The sequence below is a fragment of the Reyranella soli genome, from assembly GCF_007992495.1.
Taxonomy (GTDB): Bacteria; Pseudomonadota; Alphaproteobacteria; order Reyranellales; family Reyranellaceae; genus Reyranella; species Reyranella soli.
In genome coordinates this window covers 89,673-111,987 of sequence record NZ_BKAJ01000038.1, presented here as the reverse complement: position 1 = coordinate 111,987, position 22,315 = coordinate 89,673, and the positions used below count along the sequence as shown (strand labels likewise).

Annotated in this window: 23 protein-coding genes; 5 read left to right on the top strand and 18 right to left on the bottom strand. The window is 65.4% G+C overall.

What is annotated here, in order from left to right:
• Nucleotides 1-69: 69 nt before the first annotated feature.
• From ykgO to RSO01_RS13500, 5 genes are all read right to left on the bottom strand, one after another.
• Nucleotides 70-195 (bottom strand): type B 50S ribosomal protein L36, encoded by a 126-nt coding sequence (gene ykgO / locus RSO01_RS13520; protein WP_092820542.1) that lies wholly within the window; start codon nucleotides 193-195, stop codon nucleotides 70-72.
• A gap of 179 nt (nucleotides 196-374) precedes the next feature.
• Nucleotides 375-1,631, bottom strand: coding sequence for a CmcJ/NvfI family oxidoreductase (locus RSO01_RS13515; RefSeq protein ID WP_147149622.1), 1,257 nt, complete (start codon nucleotides 1,629-1,631; stop codon nucleotides 375-377).
• A gap of 99 nt (nucleotides 1,632-1,730) precedes the next feature.
• Nucleotides 1,731-2,177, bottom strand: a complete 447-nt coding sequence (locus RSO01_RS13510; RefSeq protein ID WP_147149621.1) for a hypothetical protein — start codon at nucleotides 2,175-2,177, stop codon at nucleotides 1,731-1,733.
• 68 nt (nucleotides 2,178-2,245) lie between these two features.
• A complete protein-coding gene (locus tag RSO01_RS13505) occupies nucleotides 2,246-2,734 on the bottom strand; it encodes an SRPBCC domain-containing protein (RefSeq protein ID WP_147149620.1) in 489 nt (162 codons plus the stop codon).
• The gene (locus tag RSO01_RS13500; protein WP_147149619.1) at nucleotides 2,709-3,062 is read right to left on the bottom strand and encodes an ArsR/SmtB family transcription factor; all 354 of its coding nucleotides are present in this window, start codon (nucleotides 3,060-3,062) and stop codon (nucleotides 2,709-2,711) included. The genes RSO01_RS13505 and RSO01_RS13500 overlap by 26 nt, the downstream gene beginning before the upstream one ends.
• A gap of 131 nt (nucleotides 3,063-3,193) precedes the next feature.
• On the opposite strand from RSO01_RS13500, the gene RSO01_RS13495 reads away from it, so the two are divergent.
• Genes RSO01_RS13495 through RSO01_RS13485 form a run of 3 tightly spaced genes read left to right on the top strand, consistent with a single transcriptional unit; the run spans nucleotide 3,194 to nucleotide 8,095 of the window.
• Nucleotides 3,194-4,162 (top strand): Bug family tripartite tricarboxylate transporter substrate binding protein, encoded by a 969-nt coding sequence (locus RSO01_RS13495; protein WP_147149618.1) that lies wholly within the window; start codon nucleotides 3,194-3,196, stop codon nucleotides 4,160-4,162.
• Nucleotides 4,163-4,207: 45 nt separating this feature from the next.
• Nucleotides 4,208-6,004, top strand: coding sequence for a hydantoinase B/oxoprolinase family protein (locus RSO01_RS13490; protein WP_147149617.1), 1,797 nt, complete (start codon nucleotides 4,208-4,210; stop codon nucleotides 6,002-6,004).
• 3 nt (nucleotides 6,005-6,007) lie between these two features.
• Nucleotides 6,008-8,095 (top strand): hydantoinase/oxoprolinase family protein, encoded by a 2,088-nt coding sequence (locus RSO01_RS13485; RefSeq protein WP_147149616.1) that lies wholly within the window; start codon nucleotides 6,008-6,010, stop codon nucleotides 8,093-8,095.
• 38 nt (nucleotides 8,096-8,133) lie between these two features.
• On the opposite strand, the gene RSO01_RS13480 is transcribed toward RSO01_RS13485, so the two are convergent.
• Genes RSO01_RS13480 through RSO01_RS13470 form a run of 3 tightly spaced genes read right to left on the bottom strand, consistent with a single transcriptional unit; the run spans nucleotide 8,134 to nucleotide 11,079 of the window.
• Nucleotides 8,134-9,420: a TRAP transporter large permease gene (locus RSO01_RS13480; RefSeq protein WP_147149615.1), complete on the bottom strand. Its 1,287-nt coding sequence runs from the start codon at nucleotides 9,418-9,420 to the stop codon at nucleotides 8,134-8,136.
• Complete coding sequence (locus RSO01_RS13475) at nucleotides 9,417-10,016, bottom strand: TRAP transporter small permease subunit (RefSeq protein ID WP_147149614.1); 600 nt, start codon at nucleotides 10,014-10,016, stop codon at nucleotides 9,417-9,419. Before RSO01_RS13475 ends, RSO01_RS13480 begins: the two co-directional genes overlap by 4 nt.
• Before the next feature lie 13 nt (nucleotides 10,017-10,029).
• The gene (locus RSO01_RS13470) at nucleotides 10,030-11,079 is read right to left on the bottom strand and encodes a TRAP transporter substrate-binding protein (protein WP_147149613.1); all 1,050 of its coding nucleotides are present in this window, start codon (nucleotides 11,077-11,079) and stop codon (nucleotides 10,030-10,032) included.
• A gap of 101 nt (nucleotides 11,080-11,180) precedes the next feature.
• Here RSO01_RS13470 and RSO01_RS13465 point away from each other — a divergent pair, with 101 nt between their 5' ends.
• Complete coding sequence (locus RSO01_RS13465; protein ID WP_147149612.1) at nucleotides 11,181-11,606, top strand: GlcG/HbpS family heme-binding protein; 426 nt, start codon at nucleotides 11,181-11,183, stop codon at nucleotides 11,604-11,606.
• Between the two features lie 85 nt (nucleotides 11,607-11,691).
• On the opposite strand, the gene clpS is transcribed toward RSO01_RS13465, so the two are convergent.
• The 6 genes from clpS to RSO01_RS13435 all read right to left on the bottom strand — a co-directional run bounded on the left by clpS (nucleotide 11,692) and on the right by RSO01_RS13435 (nucleotide 18,566).
• Nucleotides 11,692-11,997 carry an ATP-dependent Clp protease adapter ClpS gene (clpS, locus tag RSO01_RS13460; protein WP_147149611.1) on the bottom strand — a complete coding sequence of 102 codons (306 nt, stop codon included), beginning with the start codon at nucleotides 11,995-11,997 and terminating at the stop codon, nucleotides 11,692-11,694.
• Nucleotides 11,998-12,062: 65 nt separating this feature from the next.
• A complete protein-coding gene (locus RSO01_RS13455; protein ID WP_147149610.1) occupies nucleotides 12,063-12,659 on the bottom strand; it encodes a UdgX family uracil-DNA binding protein in 597 nt (198 codons plus the stop codon).
• A 1-nt stretch (nucleotide 12,660) separates the two neighbouring features.
• Nucleotides 12,661-13,551 carry a DUF72 domain-containing protein gene (locus RSO01_RS13450; RefSeq protein WP_147149609.1) on the bottom strand — a complete coding sequence of 297 codons (891 nt, stop codon included), beginning with the start codon at nucleotides 13,549-13,551 and terminating at the stop codon, nucleotides 12,661-12,663.
• A 42-nt stretch (nucleotides 13,552-13,593) separates the two neighbouring features.
• Nucleotides 13,594-16,221: a PAS domain S-box protein gene (locus RSO01_RS13445; RefSeq protein WP_147149608.1), complete on the bottom strand. Its 2,628-nt coding sequence runs from the start codon at nucleotides 16,219-16,221 to the stop codon at nucleotides 13,594-13,596.
• 154 nt (nucleotides 16,222-16,375) lie between these two features.
• Nucleotides 16,376-17,815, bottom strand: a complete 1,440-nt coding sequence (locus tag RSO01_RS13440) for a 4-hydroxyphenylacetate 3-hydroxylase family protein (RefSeq protein ID WP_147149607.1) — start codon at nucleotides 17,813-17,815, stop codon at nucleotides 16,376-16,378.
• A 154-nt stretch (nucleotides 17,816-17,969) separates the two neighbouring features.
• A complete protein-coding gene (locus RSO01_RS13435; protein ID WP_147149606.1) occupies nucleotides 17,970-18,566 on the bottom strand; it encodes a glutathione S-transferase family protein in 597 nt (198 codons plus the stop codon).
• Nucleotides 18,567-18,631: 65 nt separating this feature from the next.
• Between RSO01_RS13435 and RSO01_RS13430 the strand changes: the two genes are divergently transcribed.
• Nucleotides 18,632-19,471: a TauD/TfdA dioxygenase family protein gene (locus RSO01_RS13430; protein ID WP_147149605.1), complete on the top strand. Its 840-nt coding sequence runs from the start codon at nucleotides 18,632-18,634 to the stop codon at nucleotides 19,469-19,471.
• On the opposite strand, the gene RSO01_RS47225 is transcribed toward RSO01_RS13430, so the two are convergent.
• The 4 genes from RSO01_RS47225 to RSO01_RS13415 all read right to left on the bottom strand — a co-directional run bounded on the left by RSO01_RS47225 (nucleotide 19,468) and on the right by RSO01_RS13415 (nucleotide 22,315).
• Nucleotides 19,468-19,638, bottom strand: a complete 171-nt coding sequence (locus tag RSO01_RS47225; RefSeq protein WP_170303037.1) for a hypothetical protein — start codon at nucleotides 19,636-19,638, stop codon at nucleotides 19,468-19,470. The two genes, RSO01_RS13430 and RSO01_RS47225, sit on opposite strands and share 4 nt — an antisense overlap.
• Nucleotides 19,639-20,088: 450 nt before the next feature.
• Nucleotides 20,089-20,499: a VOC family protein gene (locus RSO01_RS13425; RefSeq protein ID WP_147149604.1), complete on the bottom strand. Its 411-nt coding sequence runs from the start codon at nucleotides 20,497-20,499 to the stop codon at nucleotides 20,089-20,091.
• Between the two features lie 114 nt (nucleotides 20,500-20,613).
• Entirely contained in the window at nucleotides 20,614-21,459 is an 846-nt protein-coding gene (locus RSO01_RS13420; RefSeq protein ID WP_147149603.1) for an ABC transporter permease, read from the bottom strand.
• A 28-nt stretch (nucleotides 21,460-21,487) separates the two neighbouring features.
• On the bottom strand, nucleotides 21,488-22,315 hold the full coding sequence (locus tag RSO01_RS13415; protein ID WP_246158378.1) for an ABC transporter permease: 828 nt from the start codon (nucleotides 22,313-22,315) through the stop codon (nucleotides 21,488-21,490).

Sequence of the window (22,315 nt, the reverse complement as noted above, 5' to 3'; positions counted from 1 at the left end):
CGTGCCGAACGCAAAAGCGGCGGAAGCCAGGGGGCTTCCGCCGCTTTGCACGCGAAAGACGGCCGGGCTTCAGCCCTGGCGGGCCTTGAAGCGCGGGTTGGTCTTGTTGATGACGTAGACGCGGCCCTTGCGGCGGACGATGCGGCTGTCCTTGTGGCGCAGCTTCACAGACTTGAGGGAATGGCGGATCTTCATGGTTCTTCTCAACAAAAGCCCCGGCCGGCGCCGGGGGAATTCCGAAAGAGCGCGGAAAATAAGGACCTGGAAGCGCCGCGTCAACCCAGGACCTGCCTAAAATTCGTCAATGATCATAATGGCTTGGGGGCCGGTTGTGGGCCGGGACCGGGCCAACGCCCGGTCCCGCCCCTGTTCTCCTAGAAGAAGACGTAGGACCGAACCACCACGTTCTTGCGGCAACGGGCATTGGCCGGCGCGGTCGGATCGATGCAGGCGGTATGGAAGGACCAGCGCGAGACCGAGCCGTCGGTGACGGAATCGTAGCACTTCAGCATCGAGACCTCGGTCGAGGTCTGCCGGGGGAACCAGTACCACTCGTGGTTAGGCCGGTAGGTGAAGCGGGTCGTCTCGCCGACGCGGTCGTCGTAGATCCGGTAGTTGTTGATGTAGGGCTGGTCGGCGAAGGACGGCCAGGCGCAGAGCACGAACGGGAACTGCTCGACCGTCTCCATCGGCTTAGCGAGATTGAGCGACATGAACCGCCGCGACATCTTCGCATCAGCCTCCGCCTCGGTGTAGTTCTGCGGGCGCCCGAAGTTGCGCAGGTTCTTCGTCAGCAGCTCGCGGCAGCGCACGCGGCCCGAATTGTCATTCAGGTCGTTGTGCACGAGGTTGACGTAGCGGGCATTCACGCCCGGGTTCTTGTTGTCCTGGTCTTCGGTACGGTCGCCCGTGTAGTCCTTGTCGAAGACGTCATGGTTGTAGACCAGCGCATCGGTGGCGCCGGGGAAGAAATCCAGCAGCAGCTTCTCGATCTCGGGGTAGAACACTCGCTCCACCTCGGCCGAATCATAGAAGTTCGTGCACTTGGACTCGAGATGCGCCAGCGAGACGCCGAGCTTGTCCATGCATTCGGGGCTGTTGGGCGAGAGGCCCGGGTAGTACTCGCCGATACGCCGCGCATCGCGCAGCACATGCGGGAAATAGAGGTTCCGCCGGCGATTGTCCTCCTCGTTCTTGCGCAGCTTCGCCGCGAGTTCGGCGCGTGCCGGGTCGTGCCAGATGACGTTGGACGGAACGATGGAATATGATGGCCGCTCGTGGACGGTATAGGCCAGCGGCAGCACCACGCCGCCTTCCGGCGCCTTGAGGCTGTTCGACTCGCGGATGTACCTCATGCACTCGTCGTAGTCGTGGAAGGCGAGCCCCCACTTGGTCTTGATCGGACCGGAGGGCGCCTTGTCGATCATGTCGATTACGCGCTGGCCCTCGCCGCCGGCGATCTCGGCAAGCGCATCCTCGATTGCCTTGGTGGTACCCGCATCGCCGTCGCGGTCGAACGACATGTAGGACAGGCCGCCGTTCGCGGCGACGGGCGGCGCTTGCCCTTCCGTGAGCTGAAGCGTCGGCACGTAAGGCGCAACGTTGATCTCGGCGTCCTTGAGAAGGCTCATGACGTCCCTCCAAATTGATCTTCGGGAACAGCATAAGGCGTTCCCGTCCGCGTTCCTCGTTCGTTTTATCTATCAATTGATGAGAAAACTTCGGCCAAATTAGACCGTTCGCGCTGCCAGGACCAAGGCCCACAACAGGCTGCCACTCGTCACGAGATCCAGCGGCAGGCGCAGCCGGCTGCGCGCCGTCCAGCGCCGGGCCGCCGCCTCGCTCACCGTGCCGGGGGCGGCCTTCTCGAAGGCGAGCGCCTTGGGAATGAAGTCGAAGGCCGACCACACGCGCATGACGCCGTGGCTCGCCAATGCGACCAGGAGGCAGGTGCGCACGGCCGGCCGCGACCAGGCTGAGACCAGGGCTGCGATCAGCACGACCTCGAAGGCGACGTGGATGGCGATCCAGAAGCGTTTGCGCGAGATGCCACCCTGCGATGGCTGCACCAGGTCGGGGCGCTTGGGCCAGAACGGATCGACGACGGAGAACTCATAAAGGCCGCCGCCGACGCTGGCACAGGCCAGCGCGGCGGCGACCGCCACGATGATCAGCATGGACGGGGTTCCTCTCGATGATCATTTATCTTTATAACAAAGATATTTGATCATCAAGAGGATTGCCACTATGCCGCAGCCTTCAGCGCGGCCACCACATCGGTGAGCTGGTCGAGGCCAGAGGCGATGCCCTCCGCCATGCCGGCGCCGACATGGGTCGCCTTCTGGGCGATCGAGGCGAACAGCGTGCGGATGGTGAGCAGCGTCCTGCCATCCTTCTCGTCGAAGGTGATGGTCATGATCATCTTCTCCGCGCCGGCCAGCTCGAAGCCGTTCGTAAAGACGATCTTCCGGTTGGGCACGATCTCGAGATACTCGCCGCCGAACGGAGTCTGCTGCGTGCCGCTGGGCCCGGTCATGGCGGCGCGCCATTGGCCACCCTTGCGGAAGTCCATCTCGCACATCGTCACCGGGTAGCCGACCGGCCCGAACCACTTCTTCAGGTGCTCGGGCTTGCTCCAGGCCTCGAACAGCAGCCGCGCCGGCGCGTCGAAGCTGCGCGTGATGATGAGCTCCCGATCGGCCTCGGCCTCACCGGCGCCTGCGTTTGCTGACATGTCGTCCCTCCTTGCGCTTGAGTTCCTTCACATAGACGTCGAGCCGGTCGAGGCTCTCCTCCCAGAAGCGGCGATAGTCGCCCAGCCACTCCGCCGCCCCTTCCAATGGCGCCGCGTTCAGCCGCACCGGACGGAACTGGGCCTCGCGGCCGCGCGACACCAGCCCTGCCCGCTCCAGCACCTTGAGATGCTTGGAGATGGTGGGCTGGCTAAGGTCGGACGGCCCCACCAGCTCATTCACCGTGGCCTCGCCTTCCGCCAGCCGCGCCAGGATCGCGCGCCGCGTCGGATCGGCGAGCGCCGAGAAGACAAGATCGAGCTGTTGCATCGGCGCCTCTTATATTGCCTTTTGGCTATATTCTAATCTGGCTATATAGGACAGCGGATCGCCCCGTCAAGCCCGCCCATTGGCCGCGAATCACGCTACAGTGCGCCCTCCACGCCCGAGGGAGCGGCTTCATGGTCAGGACATCGCGTCGATATTTCCTCGGCGGAACGGCGGCCTTCGGATTTGCCAGCAGCGCCTTCGCCCAGAGCAAGCCGATTCGCGTCCTGGTCGGCTTCGCCGCCGGCGGCGGCAACGACGTGATCGCTCGCCTGGTAGCGCAGAAGATGGCCGAAGGCTCGTCAGGCCAGGTCCTGGTCGACAACAAGACCGGCGCCAGCGGCCTGATCGCCGCCGACATCCTCGCAAAGGCACCGCCCGACGGCACCACCTTGATGGTGGCGGCACAGACGACCTACGCCGTGGCGCCACAGCTCTACAAGTCGGTGGCGTTCGATGCACCGCGCGACGTTGCGGGCATTTCCCTGCTCGGCGCCTCGCCGCTGGTGCTGGTCGTCAATCCATCGTTCGCCGCAAAGTCCGTGGGCGAGCTGATCGAGATGGCCAAGGCCAAGCCGGGCGCCATCAACTTCGGCTCGGGCGGCGTGGGGACGACGCCGCACATGGCCGCAGAGCTCTTCCTGTTCACGACCGACATCCGCATGACCCACGTCGCCTATCGCGGCGAGGCGCCGGCGATCGCCGATGTGCTGGCGGGCCAGTTGCCGCTGCTGTTCGCCAATGTCTCGGTAGTGACCGGTCAGGTGAAGGCCGGCACGCTCCGGGCGCTTGCCGTGACGTCACCCAAGCGCGCGCCGGGTCTGCCCGATGTGCCGACGCTCGCCGAGGCGGGCATCAAGGGCGCCGACGTAGAAACCTGGTTCGGCCTCACCGCGCCTGCCGGGACGCCACGCGAAATCGTGCAGCGGCTGAATGTCGACGTGCGCAAGGCCCTGGCCGTACCCGACCTGCAGCAGCGCTTCGCCGAGCTCAGCCTGTCGGTGACGCCGAGTTCGCCGGAGGAGCTCGACGCGCTGATCAAGTCGGAAGCGGTGCGCTGGGGCGAGGTCATACGACGTGCCAATATCCGCGCGCCGGAATGACACGGCACGACTATTGCGTCGCTTTAGGCAGAAGGGAGTGGATCAGTGGCATTGAGTTCCGATCCGATCGAGCTGGAGCTGTTCAAGAACGCGATCTTCTCGATCGCGGACGAGATGGCGCTGACGGTGTTCCGCACCACCTACTCCGGCGTGCTCAAGGACAACATGGACTATTCGACGGGCTTCGCCGACGCCAACGGCAAGCTCGCGGCGCAGGGCCTGACCCTGCCCGGCCATCTCGGCTCGGTGCCGACAGCCATGGACGCCATCATGCGCCACTTCAAGGACGACATGGCGCCGGGCGACGTCTTCATCATGAACGACCCGTTCGACGGCGGCATGCATCTGCCCGACATCTTCGTCTTCAAGCCGCTCTATCATGAGGGTGAGCGGCTGGCCTTCGCCTGCACCGTCTGCCATCACATCGACGTCGGCGGCCGCGTCGCCGGCTCGAACGCGTCGGACTCGACCGAGATCTACGCCGAGGGCCTGCGCATCGCGCCGATGAAGCTCTACGAGGCGGGCAAGCTCAACAAGACGATCATGACGTTCATCGAGAAGAACGTCCGCCTGCCGGTCCAGCTGTTCGGCGACCTGCGCGCCCAGCTTGCCGCCTGCCATATCGGCGAAACACAATTCGCCGAGATCGTCGCGCGCTATGGACCGGACAAGACCAAGTTCTATCTCAAGGAGGTCATCGACTACGCCGAGCGGCTGACGCGGGCGGCGCTGGAGAAGCTGCCCGACGGCGAATGGAGCTTCGAGGACTGGATCGATGACGACGGCGTCGATTACGGCAAGCCGATCCGCCTCTTCGTCACCGTCCGCAAGACGGGCGGCCACATGGTGGTCGACTGGACGGGAACCAATCCGCAGGTCAAGGGAGCCATCAACAACACGCTCTCCTTCACCAAGGCCGCCTCCTACACCGGCGTGCGCTCCGTCCTGCCGCCCGGCATTCCCAACAACGAGGGCGTCTTCCGCGCCATCGAGGTGATCTGCCCGCCGGGCACCGTGGGCAACGGCGTGCTGCCGGCGGCGTGCGCGGCGCGCGGCCTGACCGGCTTCCGCATGGTCGACTGCATGTTCGGAGCACTCGCCATGATGCTGCCCGACAAGGTCAAGGCGGCGGGTGACGGCGGCAACACCGGCATCTCGATCGGTGGCTACGACGCCGAGCGCAAGCCGTTCGTCTATGTCGATTTCACCTGCGGCGCCTGGGGCGCGCGCCCCTGGGCCGATGGGCTCGACGGCAACTCGCACATGTTCGCCAACATGGCCTCGCACTCGATCGAGGTCACCGAGGCCGAGCAGCCCATGCAGCTCCTGGCCTACGAGTTCGTCGCCGACCGCGCCGGCGCCGGCAAGTATCGCGGCGGCGTGCCGTTCCGGCGTGACTACAGGTTCCTCGAGAATGAAGGCATGCTGCAGGTCCGCTCGGACCGGCGCGACCATCGCCCCTTCGGCCTCTATGGCGGCAGCCCGGGCGCGCCGTCGGAGAATTTCATGAATCCCGACGGCGAGAACCGCCTGTTGCCGTCCAAGCTCACGATGACTATCAAGAAAGGCGACGTGTTCCGCCACGTGCTGGCGGGTGCCGGCGGCTGGGGTGATCCGCTGGAGCGAGACCCAGCCGCCGTGCTGCGCGACGTGCGCAATGAGCTTCTGTCAGCCGAGAAGGCTCTGGCTGACTACGGCGTGGTCGTCGACACCACGAACTGGACGGTCGATGCGGCGGCAACGGCGCGGCGACGCGACGAAATCCGTCGGGCACGCGGCTGGACCGAGACGCCCAAGGTACAGTGGCACGAGCCCGAACTGCTGAGTCGCGCTGCCGAGTAACCCATGGCTGTCACCTATCGCGCCGGTGTCGATATCGGCGGCACCTTCACGGACATCGTGCTGCTTGGATCGGACGGCACCGTCCATACCAAGAAGATCTCATCCAGCGTCGGCAATTACGCCCAGGCGATCGTCGACGGGCTGAGCGAGGTTTTTGGCGAGACCGGCCTTTCCGGTGCGGCCATCGACGAGATCCGCCACGGCACTACCGTCGCCTCCAACGCCATCCTCGAGCACAAGGGCGCGCGCGTCGGGCTTATCACCACCAAGGGCTTCCGCGACGTGCTGGAGATCCGCACGCTGCGCATGCCCAAGCTCTACGACATCGGCTGGACCAAGCCCGAGCCGCTGGTCGAGCGCTACCTGCGCAAGGTGGTCGACGAGCGCATCGACCATCGCGGCCATGTCGAGCGTGCCCTCGATCCAGCCGATGCCGAGCGGGCCGTCGACGCCCTGCTGGCCGAGAAGGTCGAGGCCATTGCCGTCTGCCTGCTGAACTCCTTCGCCAATCCCGTCCACGAGGCGATGCTGAAGGCGGTGATTGATCGCAAGGCCCCCCACCTGCCTAAAAGTCTGTCGTTCGAGGTGCTACCGGAGATCAAGGAATACGAACGCACCTCGACGACGGTGATCAATGCCTATGTCATGCCGATCGTCGCCACCTACCTGCGGGCACTGCGCAAGGGGCTCGACGCCGGCGGCATCCCAGCGCGCCTGCTGCTGATGCAGTCGAACGGCGGCCTGACGACCGACGGCGCGGCGGCCGAGCGGCCGATGAACATCATCGAATCCGGCCCGGCCGGCGGCGTGGTCGGGGCCCAGGCGCTGGCGCGCACCAAGGATCTCGACAAGATCATCACCTTCGACATGGGCGGCACGACCGCCAAGGCCTCGATGGTCGAGCATGGCGAGGTCGCGCGCGCCCAGGAATATGCCGTGGGTGCAGGCATCATGATCGGCTCGCGGCTGCTTACGGGCGCCGGCTATACGCTCAAGGTGCCGGCCATCGACCTCGCCGAGGTCGGCGCCGGCGGCGGCTCGCACGTGTGGATCGATGGCGGCGGCGCCCTGCAGGCCGGGCCTGAGAGCGCCGGCGCCTCGCCCGGCCCGGTCTGCTACGACCAGGGCGGGACAGAGCCCACCATCACCGACGCCAACGTGCTGCTGGGCTACATCAACCCGGCGCATCTCGTCGGCGGCGCGCTCAAGCTCAACGCGGAGAAGGCGCGTTCGGCGTTTGCCGAAAAGATCGCCAAGCCGCTCGGCATGCCGATCGAGCGTGCGGCCTACGGCGCCCATCTGATCGTGGCCTCCAACATGATCCGTGCCATCAAGGCGGTGTCGACCGAGCGCGGCCGCGACCCGCGCGACTTCGCGCTGTTCGCCTTCGGCGGCAACGGGCCGTTGTTCGCCGCCGGCATGGCGGCGTCGTTGGGCATCAACCGCGTGGTCGTACCGCCGTCGGCCGGGCTCTTCTCGTCGTTCGGCCTGCTCTATGCCGATGTCGAGCACCACTACGCCCGCACCTTCCGGCGGCTGCTGCGCCAGGCAGACATGGGCGAAATCGCCGCCGCCTGGGACGCGCTGGCCAGGCAGGCGAGCGACCAGCTTGCCGCCGAGGGTTTTACCGGCGAGCGCGCGCGTCTCAGGCGATCGGCGGCCCTGCACTACAAGGGCCAGAGCTACGAGCTCACGGCGCCGGTGCCCGACGGTGCCATCGATGCGCGCATGGCCACGCACCTCGAACAGGCCTTCGCCGAAGAGCATGAACGGACCTACGGCCATCGCGCCGGGCCGGACGAGCCGGTCGAACTGGTCTCGATCCAGCTGGTCGGGTCGGGCCTGCGCGAGGGCAGCGGCGTGCCGCAAAGCGTCGTGTCGAGCCGCCGCGAAAGCGCCACGCAGACCTCGCGTCAGGCCTATTTCGGCGACTCCCATGGCTGGCTGGAAACGCCCGTGCTGAGCCGCGCCGACCTCGCCGGTGGCCGCGACGGCCCGCTGATCGTCGAGGAATACGATTCGACCTGCGTCGTCCCGCCGGGTGCCCACGCCGAGCGCGACGGCGGCGGCAACATCGTGATCACGCTGTAGTGTTGGAGGGCACGCCACTCCAGTGGCGCGCCCCCAGCTCAGCCGAACCAGCGCACGGCCACCATCACGATGTCCGGCCAGACGCAGATCATGGCGATCATGGCCAGCAGGGCAATCACGAACGGCGCCGACCCCTTCTCGACATCGGAGAGCGTGCCGCGGCCGCGGATACCGTGGATGACGAAGAGGTTGATGCCGAAGGGCGGCGAGATCATCGCCGTCTGGATCAGCAGCACCAGCAGGATGCCGTACCAGACCGGATCGTAGCCCGCCTGCACCATGAGCGGCGTGGTGATGGGGATGGTCGAGATCATCATGGAAAGCTCCTCCATGAAGGTCCCCAGCACGAGGTAGAGGACGATCACCGCCATCAGGACCTGCAGCGGCGAGAGCTGGTAGGCCGAGATCAGCTTGCTGAGCTGCTGGGTGAGGCCGATCGTCTGGATGATGACGTTGAGGAAGAAGGCGCCGACCAGGATCGCCACCACCATCGCCGTCGTGCGCACGGTGCCTTCGCAGACGTCGCGCAGCATGCGCCACGAGAGCCGGCCGCGCCATGCGGTGATCGCCAGCGCGCCGACGATGCCGACGGCAGCCGCCTCGGTCGCCGTTGCCACGCCGAAGAAGATGGCGCCGATCACGATCAGCAGCAGCACCAGCGGCGGCAGCAGGTCGGGCAAGAGCTTGATGCGCATCTCCCAGTTGGTCTCGATGCGGTTGCCGCCCCATTGCGGCTTCCAGATGCAGGCGACCAGCACGGTGAGGCTGAACAGCACCGTCAGGATGAAGCCTGGCAGGAAGCCAGCCAGATAAAGCTTGGGCACCGACGTGTCGGTCATCACGCCGTAGATGATCATGTTGATCGAGGGCGGGATCAGGATGCCGAGCGTGCCGCCGGCGGCGAGCGTTCCCAGGAAGAGCGGCTCGTTGTATTTGTGCTTGTCGATCTCGCCCATCGCCACGACGCCGATGGTCGCCGCCGTGGCGACGCTCGACCCGGAGACCGAGCCGAACAGGGCGCACGAGCCGATGTTGGAGTGCATCAGGCCGCCGGGCAGCCACGACAACCATTGCACCAGGGCGGCATACATGCGCTCGGCCGTACCGCTGCGCAGCAGGATCTCGCCGAACATGATGTAGAAGGGAATGGCCGTCAGGATGAAGTTGCTGGTGGTCGACCAGGTGAGCTCGCCGACGATACGGCTCATCGGCATCGTCGAATAGAACTGGTTCAGGATCACGCCGGCCAGGCCCATGCCGGCTGCGACCGCGATCGAGCTGCCGAGCAGGAAGAGCAGCACGACAAGGGAGACGCCCGCGGTCATGGCTTCTTCTCCTGCTCGAGCCCGTGCGCCACGGCGGCGATCTCCTCCTCGGCCTCGGCCAGCGCCGATTTCGAGCCGATCAGCGCGAACAGGCCGTTGTAGTCGCCGGCGATGAAGGCCAGCAGGCCACGCACCAGCAGCAGCACCGACAGGAGGACGAAGAAGAGCAGGCCGGCGAACCACAGGCCCTGCGGGATCACCAGCGGCGCCTCGATGGCCGACAGCGAGCGCGAGCCCGATACCCAGGACTGCCAGACGACGCCCCAGGCGTACCAGGTGACCATGCCGAAGAAACCCAGCAAGGTGCCGAGGCTGATGAGATCGAGCATCGCCCGCGCGCCGATCGACTTGATGCGCACATAGACCGTGTCGATGCGGATGTGCGAGCGGCTGAGCAGCGCGGAGGAAAAGCCCCAGGCGCTGGAGATGGCCAGCGCATAGCCCGACAGCTCGTCGGCGCCGCCAAGCGTGATCGACACCGTGTAGCGCAGCGTGATGTCGATGCAGATCAGGATCGACGCCACCAGCAGCATCGCGCCGCCCACGATCGCGCCGACGCGGGAGATTTCTCCCGCGATCGTTTGCAGGTATTTCATGCGTCCAAGGTCTTTACGGCGTGGGCGCCGTGAGGCCGAGCGCCTTGCCGACGGTCTCGTTCCACTCCTTGGCGCATTCGGCGCCGCAGCGCTTGGCCCAGCCCGCCAGCACGGCACCCTCGACCAGCTTCTTGTGGGTCTCCATCTCCTCGGGCTTCACCGCGACGATGGTCGTGTTGGCGAGCTTGCCCATGGTGCAGGGCTGCTGGCCGGTGTTGCAGTTGTCGGCCTCCGAGGTCGTCGTCTTAACGGTCGCCCACATCTTGTCCTCGTAGGCCTTGAACTGCTCCAGCAGGAAGGCCTGGGTCTTGGGGTCGAGCCGCTTCCAGCTGTCGAGGTTGACGGCCAGCACGTTGATGCTCCAGCCGAGCGACATCGGATAGATCGACTTGGTCACCTCGGCCCAGCCCGCGGTGTTGCCCGACAGGCTGCCGGTGACGCCGCAATCGACGACACCGGCCGAGAGCGCCGGCACGACTTCGGCGAAGGCCATGCTGACCGCCGTGGCGCCGACGCCGGCCAGGAAGTCGCGCATGGTGTTGTTGAAGACGCGGACCTTCTTGCCCTTGAAGCCGGCAAGGCCGGTCGCGACGTCCTTGCACCAGAATACCTGGGGCGTGTTGCCGCCGAACGCCAGGAGCTTGACGTTCCAGTTCTTCTGCATCTGCCGGTCGATCACCGCGCGGTAGGCATTGCAGGCCGCCCGTGCCTTGTCCGGATCGAGGGTGAGGCCGGCGAGATCACAGGCCTCGAAGCGCGGGTCGTCGCCCGCCATCTTGGAAATGTCCATGGCGCCGAAATCCATGACGCCGAGCTTCAAGAGCCGCAGCATCGTCTTGTCGTCGATGCTCATCTGGTCGAGCGGCGTGATGTCGGCCGTGATGGCGCCTTTCGACGCTTCCGGGATGGTCTTGCGCCAGAACGGCAGCTCGTCGTGGATCGACACCGGCGTCGGGCTGTTGAGCCCGATGACCTTGAATTGGCTTTTGGGCAGATCCTGCGCAGCAGCGCCGGATGCGAGAGCGGCCGTCAGCGCCAACCCCGCCAACCATCGATTCAGCATGTCAGCCCCCTTCTTCCCCGTTACCGTTCGAAGTCAGCAAAATGCATGCCACGCAAATTCGTGCTCAACTCACGACAACTCACTCGAAACGGAACACACCCATGTCGACCCTGACCCTCACGCAAGCCAACAAGATCGTCGAAGTGGCTCTCGCCAAGGCGCGCGAGATGAAGATCAAGCCCCTCGCCGTCGCCGTGCTCGACCAGTCGGGTCATGTGAAGTCGCTGCAGCGCGAGGACGGCGCCAGCATGTTCCGCTGCGATGTCGCCATTGGCAAGGCGTACGCCTCGGTCGGCATGGGCGTGGCGAGCCGCACGCTGCTCGCCCGGGCCAAGGAGAACCCGCAGTTCTTCGGCGCGCTGTCCGCGACGGCGCAGGGCAAGTTCCTGCCGCAGACCGGCGCGGTGGTGATCAAGGACAAGGACGGCAGCGTGCTGGGCGCCGCGGGCGCCAGCGGCGGCACGGGCGACGAGGACGAAGCGGTGTGCATCGCCGGCGTCGAGGCGGCGGGGTTGTTACACGGATGATTTGCCGGGGGCGCGCCACTCCAGTGGCGCGTCATGTCTTCTGGACCGCGAGAAGACGCGCCACTGGAGTGGCGCGCCCCCAGCCCTACTCCTCCGGCTCCGTCGTGAATTCCAGCGGGTGGCCATTCTGGCGGCCGGCATTGGTGCCTTCGGTCGCCTTGCTCTCGGCGATGTCGCGGGTGAAGGCGGCGACGACGCAGGCGCCGCGCTGGTGCGCCGTCATCATGATGCGATAGGCCTGGTCCTCGCTCATATGGAACACCATCATCAATACGGCTGTCACGAACTCGCGCGGCGTGTAGTCGTCGTTGATCAGGATCACCTTGTGGAGCCGCGGCTGCTCGATCTTCGGCTTGGCAATGGTATCGGGTTTGACGTCGATATCGCTCATCGGCCGTCTCCTGCACTGTCACCTGGCATAGATTTGGCCAGACTGCGATGCATTGCAACGGCCGTTCAGGCGGCTTTCACAGCCGCTTTGAGGTCTTTCACCAGGGCCGCAAAGGCTGCATGTCGGGCCTTCGGGTCGGGCATGCGCAGGATCGACGAGGGATGGGTGGTCACCATGCCGCGCTGGCCATCCTCCAGCTCGATGACCCTGCCGCGCTCGCGCGACAGCACCACCGGGCGGCCCGCCAGGGCAATCGCCGCCGTCACCCCCAGGGCCAGGATGAGCTGCGGTTTCACCAGGGAAATCTCCTGGCGCAGCCAGACCCGGCAGACCTCGACCTCGTAGCGGTTGGGCCGCTTGTGCAGGCGCTTCTTGCCGCGTGGCTCGTTCTTGAAGTGCTTCACGGCGTTGGTGAGCCAGACCTTCTTGCGATCGAGCCCGGCCTCGGCCATGGCGCGATCGAGCACCTTGCCGGCCGGCCCGACGAACGGGTGGCCGGCGAGGTCCTCCTGGTCGCCCGGCTGCTCGCCCACCAGCATGATGGTCGCCCGCGCCGCCCCCTCGCCGAACACCGTCTGGGTGGCGTTGCGGTAGAGCGGACAGCGCGTGCACGACGCCGCCTCCTTGGCGACAGCCTTGAGCTGCGTGGCGGCGGCAGGCATGTCAGCCCTCCTCGAGGCGGCGCATCAGCGCCAGCGCATCGCGCGGCGCCATCAGCTTGTCGGTGTTGTCGAAGTAGACATAGACGTCACGTGGTTCGGCCTTGGCCGGCGTGCCGACGAAGGTGCCGTCGCGCATCGGCTTGCCGTCACGCCAGGCGCGAATGCGCTTCGCCCAGCGGCCGAGCTCGGCGGTGCTGTAGCCGCTGCGATAGAGCTCGCGCGAGCCGTGCAGGCGGCAATAGACGAAGTCGGACGTGAGATCCATCAGCAGCGGCCAGTCGACCGTGTCGGCGCAGACCAGGGCAATGTCGTGGCGGCGCAGCAGGTCGATGAAGGCCGGGTCGCAAAAGCTGTCGTGGCGGACTTCGATTGCATGGCGCAGCCGATGTCGCCCGGGACCGGCGCGCAGCCAGGCCCGCGCCTTCAGCCGATGATCGTGGCGGCGCCCCAACCTCGCCGCCGCCGCAGTGTCGCGCGGCAGCAGCCGGAAGAAGGCGTCGAGCTTGTCGCGATCGAAGCGGAAGCTCGGCGGCAGTTGCCACAGGATCGGGCCGAGCTTGCCGTCGAGGCGCAGCACGCCGGAAGCGACGAAGTTCGCCAGCGGCGCCAGCGGCTCGTTGAGACGCTTCATGTGGGTGAGAAAGCGCGGCCCCTTGACCGCGAAGACGAAGTCGTCGGGCGTCAGCTCGGCCCAGCGCCCGAACGATTCGGGGCGCTGCATGCTGTAGAACGTGCCGTTGATCTCGACCGTGGGGAACACCGAGCCGACATGCGCAAGCTCGCGCTTGTGCGGCAGTCCCTTGGGATAGAAGCGACCGCGCCAGGACTTGTAGGTCCAGCCCGAAAGGCCGATGCGGACGTCACCCGGGCGCTTCCTGCGCTGAGAGGCCATGCCCAGCGAACGTGGCCACCTGGACGCGGTTGCCTCGCCGGTTCAGATCGATCGCGCGCCGGCGCGGGCGTCGAGCGCGAGCCGCAGGACCTGCGCCAGTTCACGGCGATGGAAAGGCTTGTCGAGCAGCAGGACGTCGCGATCGAGCCGGCCGCGCAACTCGTTGGCGCTGTCGGTATAGCCCGACATGAAGACGATCTTGACCTCCGGCCAGCGCTCGGCGACCGCGTCGGCCAGCGCATCGCCGTACATCCCGCCGGGCATGACCACATCGGTCAGCATCAGGTCGAAGGGATGCTGTGCCGTCTCCAGCATGCCAAGCGCCGCCGGACCATTCGACGCCTCGGTGACGCGATAGCCCAGGGTGCGGAGCTGTTCGCCGACCGACATGCGGACCTTGGAATCGTCCTCGACCAGCAGGATGTTCTCCGTGCCATGCGGTTCGGCGGGACGCGCGGCAGCCGCTTCGGCCGGTCGGTTCTCGGTGCTGCGCGGCAGGTAGATGCGCACCGACGTGCCGCGGCCAAGCGCGCTTTCGATCTTCACGTGGCCGCGCGACTGGTGCACGAAGCCGTAGACCATGCTGAGGCCGAGCCCGGTGCCGCGCCCCACTTCCTTGGTGGTGAAGAAGGGCTCGAAGACCCTGTCCAGGATCTCCGGCGCGATGCCCGTGCCGGTGTCGGTGACGGAGATCAGGACATGGTCGCCGGCAACGGCGTCGGGATTGTGCCTGCCATAGTCGGCGTCGAACGCGACGTTCCGCGTCTCGATCAGCAGGGTGCCGCCCTTCGGCATGGCGTCGCGGGCGTTGATGCAGATGTTGACCAACGCCGACTGGAGCTGGCCGCGATCGACCTCGATCGGCCACATGGCGTCGGCCAGCACGCTCTCGATCCTCACCGTCTCGCCCAGCGCGCGGCGCATCAGCCGCGTGGTGGCCGATACCAGGTCGTTCACGTCGGTCCATTGCGGCCGCAGCGTCTGGCGGCGCGCGAACGCCAGGAGCTGGTGCGTGAGGTCGGAAGCCCGATGGGTCGCCTGGGCGATGCGCGTGATCCGCTTGCCGAGGTCCGGCGGCATTCGGTCGTCCTCGGCCAGCTCGTCGACGTTGGCCATGATGACCATCAGGATGTTGTTGAAGTCGTGCGCGACGCCGCCGGTGAGCCGGCCGACCGCCTCCATCTTCTGCGCCTCGTGCAGCTGGGCCTCGGTGCGGTCGATGTCGGTCATGTCGCGGCCGACCATGTAGTGACGGCGATCGGCCTCGGACCACATGCCCATCCACAGCAGCGAGACGAGCCGACCGTCCTTGTGCCGGTAGCGGGACCTGTGGTTGGAGACCGGCAGGCCGCGCTTCGCCCCCTTGAACGCCCGTCGAGCCGCCTCGAGGTCTTCCGGCGCCATGAAGTCTGCGGTGTTGCCGCCGACCATGTCTTCGGCAGACCAGCCGAGGATGCGCGTGACGCTGGGGCTGACAATGAGGAGCTTGGCCTTGCTGTCGGTCACGAAGACCAGGTCCTGCGAGGTCTCGACCAGCCGCTGGTTCAGCCGCTCGGCCTCCTTGCGTGCCGAGACATCGATGACGACGGTGATGCGGGCCGGCTCACCGTTGAAGTCGATGTCGCGACCGTAGGATTCGACCTGGAGGATGCGGCCGTCCTTGCGGCGATTGAACCATTCATTGGGCTCGAAGCCTGACGAACGACCCTCGGCGAGCCATTTGCTCAGCCGCTCGGCGCCTTCCGGGCCGCACATGTCGATGGCCGACATCGACAGGAACTCTTCACGCGTATAGCCGTACTCGGCGATCGCTACGTCGTTGACGTCGAGGAACTTCAGCGTCTTGGCACTGTAGGTCCACACCGGCAACGGCAGATTGCGGAAGCGATAGCGGAAGCCTTCCTCGCTGCGCGCCAGCCGGGCCTCGCGCCGGCGGGCTTCGGTCACGTCGGAAAAGGTCAGCACGCCGCCGCCCCCGGGCAGCGGGTTGTAGGCATAGGCGAAGATGCGGCCGTCGCGGCGCGCGCGCTCGCCCTCGAGGTGGTGGCCCGCCTTTACGACGGCTGCGCGCCAGGCAACCGCCTCCTCCTTGTCCTCGGGATCGAATTCGCCGCGTTCGGCGAGCCGCCGCATGAGGTCCGAGTGATGCAGGCCCATCGGGTCGCCGACATCTTCGAGCTGCAGCCAGCGTATGGCCGGAGGGTTGTAGGCGGCGACGCGCAAGTCGGCGTCGAAGTAGACCACGCCCTGGTCGATGTGCTCCAGGATGGACGCGAGCTTGTGGGCTTCGCGCAGGGCCTCGTGCTCTTTCTGGCGCAGCTCGGTGAGGTCGTGGCCGACGCCGATATAGCCCTGGAAGCAGCCGTCCGGCCCGAAGATGGGCGTGCCCGATATCTTGACCGGCCGCGACACGCCGCGCGCGTCGACGAAGGTCGTGAGGAAATCCCGGTAGGGCCGGTGGTTCGCGAGATCGTCGAGATGGGCGCGCCATTCGGGCGTGTCGTCGTCAGCCCGGGTTATTTCGGAGCGGCGCTTTCCCACGATGGATGAGACCGGCACGCCGAACAGTTCGGCGAACCGCTCGGACAGGAAGGTGACGCGCAACTCGGCGTCCATTTCCCACCACCAGTCGGACGCAGTGTTGGCAAGCAGCGAGAACTTGTCGACCACCTCAACTCCGCCTTGGCCGTTGACCCCCTGACACGAAACCAAGCTGACGTGGACTTCTCGATCGAACGCGCGAAAATCCCCAAACTCCTGCAACGGGCGTATGCCGTCCCTGCCCCTTGCAAGACCCCGATTATCGCACGCCTGCGCGCTCTGGTCAGTACGGTTCCTTCAGGAAGCGATCGACCAGCCGGTCGGCGCGGTTGCGGTCGGTGAAGACGAGGTGGCGCGCGAGATTGCGCGGCGAGGACGCGAGATAGAAGCGTTCGTACTGCTCGTTGCGGCTGGCAAGCGCGCTGCCGGCGAAGTCCCAGGCGAGGCGGAAGATGCGAATGCGCTCCTCGGCCGGCATGCCCTTGGCGCCGGGCAGGTACTGGTCGATCAGCGGCCGCAGGTCCTTGTCGGCCATCTGCGCGGTAGTCGGCGTGGCGAAGACATTGTGCGAGCCGATCAGGCGCAGGATCTCGTTCACCCGCGGGAACCACAGTGGCAGCGTCGCCCGCAGGGCATGCAGCGGCGCCGTCGCCGGCGTCCACAGGCCGCCCGGCCATTCCCGCGCCTCGGTCTCGGCGGCGACGACGGCCGAGCGGGTGAACTCGGAATAGCTCCAGATCTCGCCGATCATGCGCATCGTCTCGGGATCGGCGGCATTGATGGCGGCCGCCACGCGCAGCGCCAGGCCCCAGGCGAAGTCGAGCTTCACCGAGGCGCGGATCATGGTCTGCTGCTGGATGTTGGCCGGCCAGCTCGTCGTCATCACCGAGTTGTAGGCGGCGAGGTTGCCGTCGATGAACAGGCGGTCGCGCGGGATCTCGACGTCGTCGAAGATGACGAAGGCGTCCTGCTCGTCGAAGCGGCTCGACAGCGGATGGTCGAAGCGGTTGGACGACGCCGAGGCGCTGTCGCGGCACAGGAACTTCAGCCCGGGCGCGCTCATGGGGATGCAGAACGACAGGGCATAGGCGTCGGCGCCGGCGGGCAGCGGCAGCGCGGGATAGACCGCGATCTCGTCGGCGAACGGCGCCAGCGTGGCGAGGATGCGCGCGCCGCGCACGACGATGCCGTGCTCGGTGTCACCGACCTTGCGCAGCCCATAGGGGTTGCCGGCCTGCGGCGCGTCGCCCATCGCCTTGTCGACGGTCGGCTGCACGATGGTATGGGTGAGCGAGATGTCGCCCCGGCGCAGGAATTTCTGGTAGGCGACCAGGCGCTCGGCGCCAGCCTCGTTGCCGTGGTCGGCCCATCCGCCGCGATTGCCGGCGAAACCGGCGTAGGTGACGTTCATGTAGTCGGGCGTGCGGCCCATCAGGCCGACCGAATACTCGGCGACGCGGCGCAGTGCCTTGCTGCGGCGCAGGAGGTCGTCGCGCGAGCGCGGGATCATGTGGCTGACGGGGATCGGCTCGCCCGTCTCCTCGTCCGGCATCAGCAGGATGTCGGGATGCTGGTGATGCAGATCGAAGACCTCGGCCAGCGCATGGGCGGCGCCGGTGAGCTTGGGATGGTCGACGACGTCCTTGATGCGCTCGCCGTCGACCCATACTTCGCGCGGGCCTCGCAGGCCCTTCAGGAATTGCTCGCCCGTCCGTGCCGGCATCGTCGCCCCTTGTCTGACGTGTGTAAGAGTTTTGTCCGATGTCCCGACACGAGCAAGCCACTTGCCGATAGTCTTGCCGGACCGCGGACCTTCAGGTCCGCTCATGATCTTCGTCTTCCGGACCTGGAGGTCCGCGGTCCGGCAAGAATGAGACTCACCCCACCGGCGTGGTCTCGGCAAGCGGCGGCAGCTTCACGACCTTGGCGTACCAGGCTTCGAGCTTGGGATGGCCGGGGCGCCACGGCTCGTTGGCGTAGCGGAAGTCGAGATAGCCCAGCGCGCAGCCGATGGTGATCTCGCCGATGGTCTTGAGATCGCCGAGCGAACCCGCGTCCTTCTCCAGCTCGGCGAGCGACCGCTTCACCTTGCCCCGCTGCAGCTCGATGTAGGCCTTGCGGCCGTCATCCTGCGGCAGCGCGATCTCGCGGCGGCGCGGCTGGGTGGCGTCCAGAATGCCATCGCCCAGCGCCTGCTGGGTGATCGCCTTCCAGCGCGCTGGGCCGGCCGCCGGGAAGAGTTTCGGCGCACTGCCGACGCTGTCGAGATACTCGCAGATCACCGGGCTGTCGTAGAGCCGAGTGCCGTCGTCGAGGATCAGCGTCGGCACCTTGGAGAGCGGGTTGAAGTCGAGCAGCGCGGGATCGGTCGTGCCGACCTTCCAGCGCTCGACCTGCTTGTCGATGCCGCGGGCGATGGCGCAGGCATTGACCTTGCGGACATACGGGCTGGCGGGTGAATAGGCGAGCTTCATGGGTTCCCCCTCTTGAGATTCGTCGATTGGGCGCGCACGTTATCGCGCATCTTGGGAGTAACGCCATGAGTTTTCAGACCGAGAAACTCGGCGGCCACATGGCCGCGGCGGTCAGCGGTATCGACCTCAATCAGCTGCCTGATGCAGCAACGCAGGCCGCGCTGGTCGATGTGCTGCACGACAATCTGGTGCTGTGCGTACGCGGCCAGAAGCTGGCGCCGCCGGCATTTCGCGACGCGATGGCGCGGTTCGGCGTGCCGATGTTGCGCAAGCAACTCGAGCGCACGCCGGAGTGCGCCGAGGTCAACATCATCTCGAGCGAGGACCGCGACACGCTGGGTGACGGCCGCAAGATTGTGAACGGCGCCAACTGGCACACCGACGACAGCTTCATGCGCGCCCCCTGCTCGCTCACCATGCTCTACGGCGTCGTCGTGCCCTCGAAGGGCGGCGACACGCAGTTCACCAACATGTACGCCGCCTACGACGACCTGCCGGCCGACATGAAGCGGCGCATCGATCCGCTGAAGGTGGTCCACAAATACCATTCGCGGCGCAAGCTCACCTACGTCTCGACGCGGCCGGCCGAGGAGATGGCGGCAATGCCGGAGGCCACGCATCCGTTGGTGCGCACGCATCCGGAGACGCATCGCCGGTCGCTCTATCTCAATCCCAATCGCATGGAGCGCATCGTCGGGCTCGATCTGGACGAGAGCGATCGGCTGCTCGACGAGCTGATCGAGCACGCGACGCAGATGAAATACCAGTACCGCCATGTCTGGCGGCAAGGCGACATCGTGATCTGGGACAACCGCTGCACCATGCACAAGGCCAACGCCGACTATCCCGAAGGCGAGCGACGGCTGATGCATCGCGTGATCGTGGCGGGGACGGAGCCCGTCTAGGCTCGCGACTGCCGCCGCGCCGTGACGCGCAAGCACAGTGCGTTGCCGGAGAGTGCATGCACTGCAGTCGCCTCGCTCGTGAATTTCTGCATTTTCTGCATATTTTTTGCAGGTCGGCCGGTGTCCGCCAGGCCATTGAATTCACGCCGCTTTTGGATTTTCTGCATTTTATGCATTTTCTGCTGCCCCTCCGCTGACGGCACCCCTTACGGACGATCATTGCGCCCGTCCGACCGAACGCAGCCGGACGGGATGACAAGCTCCCGGGCAGGAGCCGTCTGGCACGCGATCGGATAAACGATGCATAGAGCGGGAACACCGGTAAGCAGTGCAACGAAGCATCTATATAACCAAAGTGCAGTCCAGTCAATAACTTTGGTTGCGATCCTCGATTTCGTTTTCGCGAGTTTTTGCGCCCCGTAGAGGGGTCTGACGCGCAATAATAACGCCGCGCCTTGTGTCGCCGGACGCGAGTGCCAGCAGTGCTGTCAACGTCGACACACCATCGCGATCCTGAACGAGCGGCAGGATCTGCCGATGCTCGAATCGAAAGCACCGCGTTTGTGGCGTCATTACCGGACTGGAGGGATATCGAACTCGAGCGAAGCCAGCGCGCTTCAGCGCGCGTTTGCCGAGGGAAAGTTCAGCTCGACGCCGACGCCATCGGGATCGTACAGAAAGATCTGCTGGCCGCCGGTGCGCGGGATGGTCTGCTCACGGAACGTCACGTTGTTCGACTGGAGCCGCTTGCGAACGCCGTCGATGTCGGTGGCAGCGAAGGCAATATGGTCGAAGCGGCCGGTATTCTCGAACCTGGCATTGGTGCCCCTCACGACGATGCCCTCGCGCGGCTTACGCTCGCCCAGGAGATGGACTGTCGCGACACCTCCCGAATAGAGCCAGTAGCCCGGAAAGCCGAGCGGAGGGCGCTCGCCGTTTTCGAGCCCCAGTACGTCGCAGTAGAAGTTCCTGGTGCGCTCGAGGTCGGAAGGTTCGATCGTGTAGTGCTGCAGGGCGCCAAGCGGCATGAGTATCTCCAGTCGGTCAGGGGAAGGTCAGGACGGCGTCAACAAGACCCGCCGGGACGAAGTATCCATGTTGTCCCACGCAGCCAAGGGGAACCTATGGTCTGCAAAATCATCTCAGCTGTCTGCGGCAACGGCCTTTTTCCTGAGGTTCCTGGCGCCCTCGGCGCCGAGGCAGATGATCACAGACAGGATGGTCAACATCGTCGAAATGGCGGCGAGAATTGGCGACGTCTCCGTTTGGACGCTGCTGTACATCTTCACAGGAAGCGTGGTCGTTTGCGCGCCAGATATGAACCAGGAAATCACCAGCTCGTCGAAGGACATGAGGAAGGAGAATAGGCCGGCGCTCACCAGCGAAGGGCGCAGCTGCGGCAGCACGACCGCCGTAAAGATCTTGAATCGGCCCGCCCCCATTACCGAGGCAGCAGTTTCAATGCTGCCGTCGAGCTCCTTGATTCCCGCAGAAACCGTCACGATGACGAATGGGCACAAGAAGACGGTGTGCCCCATGACAAGCGCGGTGGTGCTGCCTGAAAGCCCGATCACGGCGAAGTACGAGTAGAGACCCAGGGCGGTAACCACGCCAGGAATGAGAAGTGGGCTCAGCAGTACGACCAGCAACAGCTGCTTTCCGCGCAAGCGCGACCGCTCGATTCCGTAGGCGGCCAGCGTACCGAGCGTCAACGCAATGGCGGTGCTCAACAGCGCGACCTTGGCGCTCTGAGTCGTCGCCGCTATCCAAGTGGAGGTTGTAAAGAAGAGATAGTAAAGATCCCAATGAAACGCCGTCGGAGGAAAGACGATCTGGTTCTTATTACCGAACGAGATCGGGATAATGATGAGACTGGGTAGAAGCAGGAAAGCAAATGCGGACCAGGCCATGATGCCCGTCAGCGGAAACCTCCAATGCACGGGCTTCCCGATGGCGCCCAGATTTAGCTTCCTGGCCGGACTGTTCATGGAGTTCGTCTCTCGCTTGCCGTTAGGATCAGGCAAATTTCTCTGTGCCCCGGACCCGGTTCAGCAGTAGAAGAAGCACGGCGCTTGTGAACAGCAGAATCACTGCGATGGCGGACGCTGCGTTCCAATTCAGGGTATCCCTCGTGTAGAAATCGATGAGATTGGCCATCATCATGTCGTGACGCCCGCCGAGGAGCGCTGGTGTCGCGAAGAGCCCCAGCGATAGGACGAACGTAAGGATAAATCCGGCCAGGACACCCGACCCGCTCAACGGGAAGGTAATTCGCCAGAATATCCTGAGCGGGCCCGCGCCCATCACTTCCGCCGCCTTGCCAAGGTTCGGATCCTGGGCAAGCAGGTTGGCGAGGATTGGAAATACCGCGAACGGAACGAGGAAGTTCGTCGATGCGGCGAGCACCCCGAACCGATTGAATATCATTTCAAACTGAGGAAGGCGCAAAGCGCGCAACGCGGTGTTGATCAGCCCGGCATCGCCGAGGATCACCGTGAACGCGTAGCTCTTCACCAGAATGCTCGTCCAGAACGGCAGGAGGACCATGATCAGGTAGAGCGAGCGCACTCTCTCGGATTGACGCGATATGTGAAGAGCAACCGGATACCCCACGGCCAGCGCGACAATGCTGGCAATCAGGGAGATTTCAAGAGTCGTCCAGAATACCCGCACAAAAAGCGGGCTCGTGAGCAAGCTCCTGAAACCTTCGAGCGTGAAGACGCCGTCTATCGTGAAGCTACGGAAGAAAATAAATCCGAGCGGGACAATGAATCCAAGGCTCATGACCGCGCAAACCGGACCAAGAAACGCCAGCGACTCAGCTTGCGAAATGGAGGGCTTCAC

Bases quoted from the DNA above. Each gene is read 5' to 3' on its own strand.
- ykgO (WP_092820542.1), bottom strand. From the start codon at position 195: ATGAAGATCCGCCATTCCCTCAAGTCTGTGAAGCTGCGCCACAAGGAC.
- RSO01_RS13515 (WP_147149622.1), bottom strand. From the start codon at position 1,631: ATGAGCCTTCTCAAGGACGCCGAGATCAACGTTGCGCCTTACGTGCCG.
- RSO01_RS13510 (WP_147149621.1), bottom strand. From the start codon at position 2,177: ATGCTGATCATCGTGGCGGTCGCCGCCGCGCTGGCCTGTGCCAGCGTC.
- RSO01_RS13505 (WP_147149620.1), bottom strand. From the start codon at position 2,734: ATGTCAGCAAACGCAGGCGCCGGTGAGGCCGAGGCCGATCGGGAGCTC.
- RSO01_RS13500 (WP_147149619.1), bottom strand. From the start codon at position 3,062: ATGCAACAGCTCGATCTTGTCTTCTCGGCGCTCGCCGATCCGACGCGG.
- RSO01_RS13495 (WP_147149618.1), top strand. From the start codon at position 3,194: ATGGTCAGGACATCGCGTCGATATTTCCTCGGCGGAACGGCGGCCTTC.
- RSO01_RS13485 (WP_147149616.1), top strand. From the start codon at position 6,008: ATGGCTGTCACCTATCGCGCCGGTGTCGATATCGGCGGCACCTTCACG.
- RSO01_RS13480 (WP_147149615.1), bottom strand. From the start codon at position 9,420: ATGACCGCGGGCGTCTCCCTTGTCGTGCTGCTCTTCCTGCTCGGCAGC.
- RSO01_RS13475 (WP_147149614.1), bottom strand. From the start codon at position 10,016: ATGAAATACCTGCAAACGATCGCGGGAGAAATCTCCCGCGTCGGCGCG.
- RSO01_RS13470 (WP_147149613.1), bottom strand. From the start codon at position 11,079: ATGCTGAATCGATGGTTGGCGGGGTTGGCGCTGACGGCCGCTCTCGCA.
- RSO01_RS13465 (WP_147149612.1), top strand. From the start codon at position 11,181: ATGTCGACCCTGACCCTCACGCAAGCCAACAAGATCGTCGAAGTGGCT.
- clpS (WP_147149611.1), bottom strand. From the start codon at position 11,997: ATGAGCGATATCGACGTCAAACCCGATACCATTGCCAAGCCGAAGATC.
- RSO01_RS13455 (WP_147149610.1), bottom strand. From the start codon at position 12,659: ATGCCTGCCGCCGCCACGCAGCTCAAGGCTGTCGCCAAGGAGGCGGCG.
- RSO01_RS13450 (WP_147149609.1), bottom strand. From the start codon at position 13,551: ATGGCCTCTCAGCGCAGGAAGCGCCCGGGTGACGTCCGCATCGGCCTT.
- RSO01_RS13440 (WP_147149607.1), bottom strand. From the start codon at position 17,815: ATGCCGGCACGGACGGGCGAGCAATTCCTGAAGGGCCTGCGAGGCCCG.
- RSO01_RS13435 (WP_147149606.1), bottom strand. From the start codon at position 18,566: ATGAAGCTCGCCTATTCACCCGCCAGCCCGTATGTCCGCAAGGTCAAT.
- RSO01_RS13430 (WP_147149605.1), top strand. From the start codon at position 18,632: ATGAGTTTTCAGACCGAGAAACTCGGCGGCCACATGGCCGCGGCGGTC.
- RSO01_RS47225 (WP_170303037.1), bottom strand. From the start codon at position 19,638: ATGCAGAAAATCCAAAAGCGGCGTGAATTCAATGGCCTGGCGGACACC.
- RSO01_RS13425 (WP_147149604.1), bottom strand. From the start codon at position 20,499: ATGCCGCTTGGCGCCCTGCAGCACTACACGATCGAACCTTCCGACCTC.
- RSO01_RS13420 (WP_147149603.1), bottom strand. From the start codon at position 21,459: ATGAACAGTCCGGCCAGGAAGCTAAATCTGGGCGCCATCGGGAAGCCC.